This is a genomic window from Hansschlegelia beijingensis (genome assembly GCF_045505405.1).
GTDB classification, from domain to species: Bacteria; Pseudomonadota; Alphaproteobacteria; order Rhizobiales; family Methylopilaceae; genus Methylopila; species Methylopila beijingensis_A.
In genome coordinates this window covers 1-4978 of the sequence record NZ_JBJKEX010000223.1, presented here as the reverse complement: position 1 = coordinate 4978, position 4978 = coordinate 1, and the positions used below count along the sequence as shown (strand labels likewise).

The window sequence follows — 4978 nt, the reverse complement described above, 5'->3', positions numbered from 1 at the left end:
GCGCGCTCCGCTGCGCCACGGCCGCTTCCTGATCCACGATTTCCACCCGACCACAGCAGGATCGCGGCGCGGATCGCGGCCTCCGCCGGCGCGCCCGCGCGCAGCAGTTTGCCGGCGTGAATCAGCATCCGGGTCGAGGCGCCCTCGGCGAGCCCCTGCCCGCGCAGATTGCGCGAGCGCAGGCCCACCTCGATCAGGCCGCGCGCCTGCTCGCCCGAAACGTCGGCCTCGCGCGCCACGATCTCGGCCTCGACGGCCGGCGCCGGATAGTCGAACTCGATCGCCACGAAGCGCTGCTTGGTGGACTCCTTGAGGTCCTTCACGGCGCTCTGGTAGCCGGGGTTGTAGGAGATGGTGAGCTGGAAGTCGGGATGGGCCGGGACGAGCTCGCCCTTCTTTTCGAGCGGCAGCGCGCGGCGCGCGTCGGTCAGCGGGTGGATCACCACAGTGGTGTCCTGGCGCGCCTCGACGATCTCGTCGAGATAACAGATCGCGCCCCCACGCACCGCCATGGTGAGCGGGCCGTCCTGCCAGACCGTGCCCTCGGGCGCGAGCAGGAAGCGGCCTGCGAGGTCGGCGGCGGTCAGGTCCTCGTGGGCCGCGACCGTGATGAGCGGGCGCCCGAGCCGCCACGCCATGTGCTCGACGAAGCGCGTCTTGCCGCAGCCAGTCGGTCCCTTGAGCATGACGGGCAGGCGGCCCGCATAGGCGGCGGCGAAGATCTCGATCTCGTCGCCGACGGCGCGGTAGTAGGGCTCGTCGCGGATCGCGTGGGCGGACAGCGCGCCCGCCATCAGGGCCGTGGTCATGGAAGGGTCTCCGGCGCCGGCCGGACCGAGGGTCCGGACGCGTTCAGACGCGCGGCGGGTCCTCCGCCGCCGGCGTCTCTGCCGAGGACATCCGGCGACAGCCCTGTCGGCCGGATCAGGCGGCCCGCGGGCCGCGCCCGCATTGGGGACGGGTTTCGCCTCTCGCGCAAGCGCTTTGAGGCGGCGCGCGCCTCACCCCACGGCCGGCTTCGCGGCGGCGCGCCGGCCGCTCATCCAGGGCGGCAGGACGAAGCGCTCGGTGTTGTAGGGCTCGGGCGCGATCATCGAGAGCGGCCGCCGGTGGTCCTGGATCTGGTAGAAGATGTGCGGCATGCCGAGCGACGGGTCGTGCGTCACGACCGGATAGGGCTGCACCGCCTGCCATTGCGGATGGTAGCGGATGACGCCCTGGACGCTGCGGTAGATCATGCCCTTCATGGCGAAGGCGACCTTGCGGTTCTGCTCGAAATCGCCCGGCGCGCCCGAGCCGCCCGCCATCGCGGCCGCCACGGCGTAGTGATGCATGTTGCTGTAGGTCTGGCAGCCGATGCCGGCGGTCGAGCCCTCGCCGAAGCGCGCGTTGTAGCGGGCCTCGAAGCGCTTCCCCATGTCGTCGCGCAGCAGGCCGATCACCGACGAGACGATGACGCCGACGCTCGCCTCCTGGGCGATGTCCGTGAAGGTGCGATGCATCGCACCGTATTGCAGATAGACCAGGCAGTCGATCGGCTTCTCCATGAACTGCCGTTGGAAGTAGGCGAGGTCGCCCGCATAGAAATGCGTGTTGGCGACCACCGCGGGCTGCGTCTCCCGCACCTGTTCGATGACGTCGCGCCACTGGTTGGTCGGCGTCTGGATGATGCGCGGCCCGAAGCAGAGCCGCCAGCCATAGTCGGCGGCGGCGGCCGCCATCGATTGCGCGATGACGATGCTGTAGGGCTTCGAGCCCGACACGATCGCGAGCCGGTCGGAGCTCGGCGTCCACTGGCCGGAATCCCTGAGCCACGAGATGAACTTGATGAACCCCGGGCCGTACCAGTAATCGGCCGGATCGGCCATGAAGCACCCGAAGTACCGGTCGGGATCGCTCATCACCGTATCGTGGTGCTGAAGCAGCGTGTTGGCGTGAACGTAGATGATCCCGGCGTCCGCGATCGGCTCGTATTCGGAGTTCTGCGCGCCGATGTTGTAGCCGTTGATGATCGCGTGGACCTTGTGCTTCTCGATCAGCCAGCGCGCGGCGGCGACGACCTCCTCGGCGGTCTGCCGGCAGGTGTCGGCGAAGATCGGCTCGAACCTGCGGCCAAGCAGCCCGCCGCGGGCGTTGAGCTCCTCGACGGCGAAGATCATCCCCTTGCGGAACTCCGCGCCGTCCGCGGCCGAGGGCCCGGTCAGCGGGATCATGCTTCCGATCGGAACGGGCGGAAGGTCGGCGGACAAGGCTCGGATCCTCACCAGGCGGTCATTGACGCGAGCCGAAGATCAGGCCCGGCTCGAACAGCAGATTGTGCATGAGCACGCGAAGCCGCGGAGGGCTCACTGGCTTGATCAGCACCGGGAGCCCCTCCTCCCGGATGCTTTCGAGGACGCGCGGCTCCGCGTCGGCGGTGACGATCATCGCCGGCGTCTCCACCCCGAACTGCTGGCGCAGCGCCCGCACGACGTCGATCCCGGTCCGGCTCTTCAGGTTGTAGTCGGCGATGATCAGGCTGATCGCGACGCCGCTGCGTCCCAGCTCAAGGGCTTCCGCCTCGTCGGCCGCCGCATGGACCTCGATCCCCCAGCGCTGCAAGAGCTGGGTCATGCTCCGGCGCAGGATGTCGTCGTCCTCGACCAGCAGCACCGGTGTGCCGGCGAACTCGCCGCCCACCATCTCGCTGATCTCGATCTCGCCGCCTTCGCTGTGCCAGATGTTGCCGAGCGGAACCGTGACCGAAAAGATCGAGCCGCGCCCGACCTGCGACCGCAGCCTGACCGGGAGCTCGAGCAGGTCGGCTAGCCGCTTCACGATGTTGAGCCCGAGGCCCAGGCCGCTCTTCTGGCCCCTGCGCTCCTCGGCGGCGCGGTAGAACTCCTCGAACACGCGTTCGCGGTCCTCGTCCCGCACGCCCCGGCCGGTGTCGACGACCTCGATGCGCAGCAGGCGGCCTTCCTTGCGGCAGCCGACCAGCACGGTTCCGACCTCGGTGAAGCGGATGGCGTTGGCGACGAAGTTGCTGAGGATGCGTTCGAGCAGCGCGCGATCGGTCGCGACCGTGCCGCGCGGCGTCACGAACTTCAGCCTCAGGCTCTTCTCCTGCGCCTGGTGGCGGAACTGGATGTCGAGCCGCTCGAAGATCTGGGAGAGCTGGAAGCTGGTGACGCGCGGCTGGATGCGGCCGGCGTCGAGCTGGCCGATCTGGAGCAGCGCCCCGAGCAGGTCCTCCATGATGAGGACCGCGACGCTCATGGCGTGCAGCATCTCGGCGCGGTGGGTCTCGTCGGCCTCGCGCATGCAGTTGTAGATAAGGATCTTGAGCGAGGCGAGCGGCTGCCTGAGGTCGTGGTTGGCCGCGCGCAGGAAGCGCGACTTCGCCTCGTCGGTCGCCTCGGCGGCCTCCTTGGCCTCCCTCAGCGCGCCCTCGTTGCGCTTCACCGAGGTGACGTCGGTCAGCGTCTGCACCATGCCGCCGCCCTCGAACGGGGCCTGCGACAGGTTCATCACCCGTCCGTCGGCGAGCACGTAATCGCCCTGCTTGTCGCGCCCGAAATCGGCCCGCTCCGCGCGCTCCCACTCCCCCGGCGCGCCCGGCAGCAGCCATTCGCGGGACGCGACCAGTTCGCTCACGAAGGCGTCGAACGACACGCCCGCCGCGACCGGAAACTCGAAGGTCCGGCGAAACCGCTGATTGGCGTAGCTCAGCGCGCGGTCGGCCGACCAGATCGCGATGCCGGCCGGCACGGCCTCGAGGCCGGCCCTGAGCTCGGAAAGGGCGGCCGCGTCGGCGTGCTCCGTCGCGCGGGACGCCGCTTCAGCCACGCCCGGCCGCTGCGACGTCTTTGCCGAGGCTGATCGCGTAGTGGATCGCGGCGGAGCGGTCGTGAAGGTTCAGCTTCTTCATGACGCTGCCGAGATGCACCCGGATCGTCTGGCTGCTGAGCTCGAGCTCTTCGGCGATCCGCTTGATCGAATAGCCGCGGCCGAGCAGCGACAGCACGTCCCGCTCGCGTCCGGTGAGCGCGTGCAGGCTCCTGGCCTGGTGCGGCGGCGCGACCTCCGCGGGCTTCGGCGCGCCCGCCGGCGCCGAGCGCTCGATGATCCGGCGGGGAAAGGAGACCTCGCCCGCCAGCACCCGCTCGAGCGCGCGCTCGATCTGCTCGCCGTCGGAGGATTTCGGGATGTAGCCGATCACGCCCTGCTCGACCGAGCGCAGCACATACTCCACGTCCTCGTGGACGGAGATCACCACCACGGGCACGTCGGGGAAATCGGCGCGCAGCCGGCGCAGGCCCTCGAACTCGTCGAAGCCCGGCATCACGAGATCGACCAGCATGAGATCGACGTCCGGATGCCCGGCGAGCGTCGCGGCGGCCTCCTCGAAGGTCTCCGCCTCGTAAACCTCGAGCGTCTTCCGCAGGCGACGCATCACCTGCTTCAGCGACTCCCGGACCACCCAGTGGTCGTCTGCGATCAAGACCTTCATGCCAGCACGCGCCAGACGCTTCCGTTCGACAGCCGTCGTCGCGAATTCGCGAGGCGCGCAGACCCACGGCCGTTCATCCGCACGCTGCGCCCTTCTGTCACGCTCGCCCGCCCTTTCCAAGGAAGACACAAGACGTAGCGGCGACTCAGCCCCGACCCGCCCTCACCGAGAACGTTAATATATCTAGACATTCGCCGCCGAGCCAATCCGGCGGCTGCGGCTCTCCATTCGCCGCCCCGGACTGGGCGAAGCATAAGGCGGACGCGCGGCCCCTGTTCTGGATCGCGCCGGCCCGCGATGAAAGCCTCCTCCGGAGAGGGCCGCCACCCTCCCGGGCCCTTCGCTGAAGCATCTCAACTCTAGATTATTTGTCTAGACCCCCGGCTGCAGCGGCCGGGCCCCAGGCGCGGGCGCCGGCCATGAAGGACACGCTGCTGCACGTCGACTTCTTCCGCGTCTCGGCCACCAGCAAGGTCCATGTCGACG

The 4978-nt window shown here is 69.2% G+C and carries 4 protein-coding genes; all 4 read right to left on the bottom strand.

Translation table 11 applies throughout. The features are described 5' to 3' along the window. Positions 1-809 (bottom strand): AAA family ATPase (locus ACIKT0_RS12850; RefSeq protein ID WP_407105722.1); only part of this gene is annotated, 809 nt, incomplete at its 3' end. Positions 810-1001: 192 nt separating this feature from the next. After that, positions 1002-2249: an ABC transporter substrate-binding protein gene (locus tag ACIKT0_RS12845; RefSeq protein ID WP_407105721.1), complete on the bottom strand. Its 1248-nt coding sequence runs from the start codon at positions 2247-2249 to the stop codon at positions 1002-1004. Between the two features lie 22 nt (positions 2250-2271). Further along, complete coding sequence (locus tag ACIKT0_RS12840) at positions 2272-3828, bottom strand: hybrid sensor histidine kinase/response regulator (protein ID WP_407105719.1); 1557 nt, start codon at positions 3826-3828, stop codon at positions 2272-2274. After that, a complete protein-coding gene (locus ACIKT0_RS12835; protein WP_407105717.1) occupies positions 3821-4492 on the bottom strand; it encodes a response regulator in 672 nt (223 codons plus the stop codon). Before ACIKT0_RS12835 ends, ACIKT0_RS12840 begins: the two co-directional genes overlap by 8 nt. Between the last annotated feature and the right edge of the window lie 486 nt (positions 4493-4978).

Coding starts and splice junctions, on each gene's coding strand:
- ACIKT0_RS12835 (WP_407105717.1), bottom strand. CDS start 4,492: ATGAAGGTCTTGATCGCAGACGACCACTGGGTGGTCCGGGAGTCGCTG.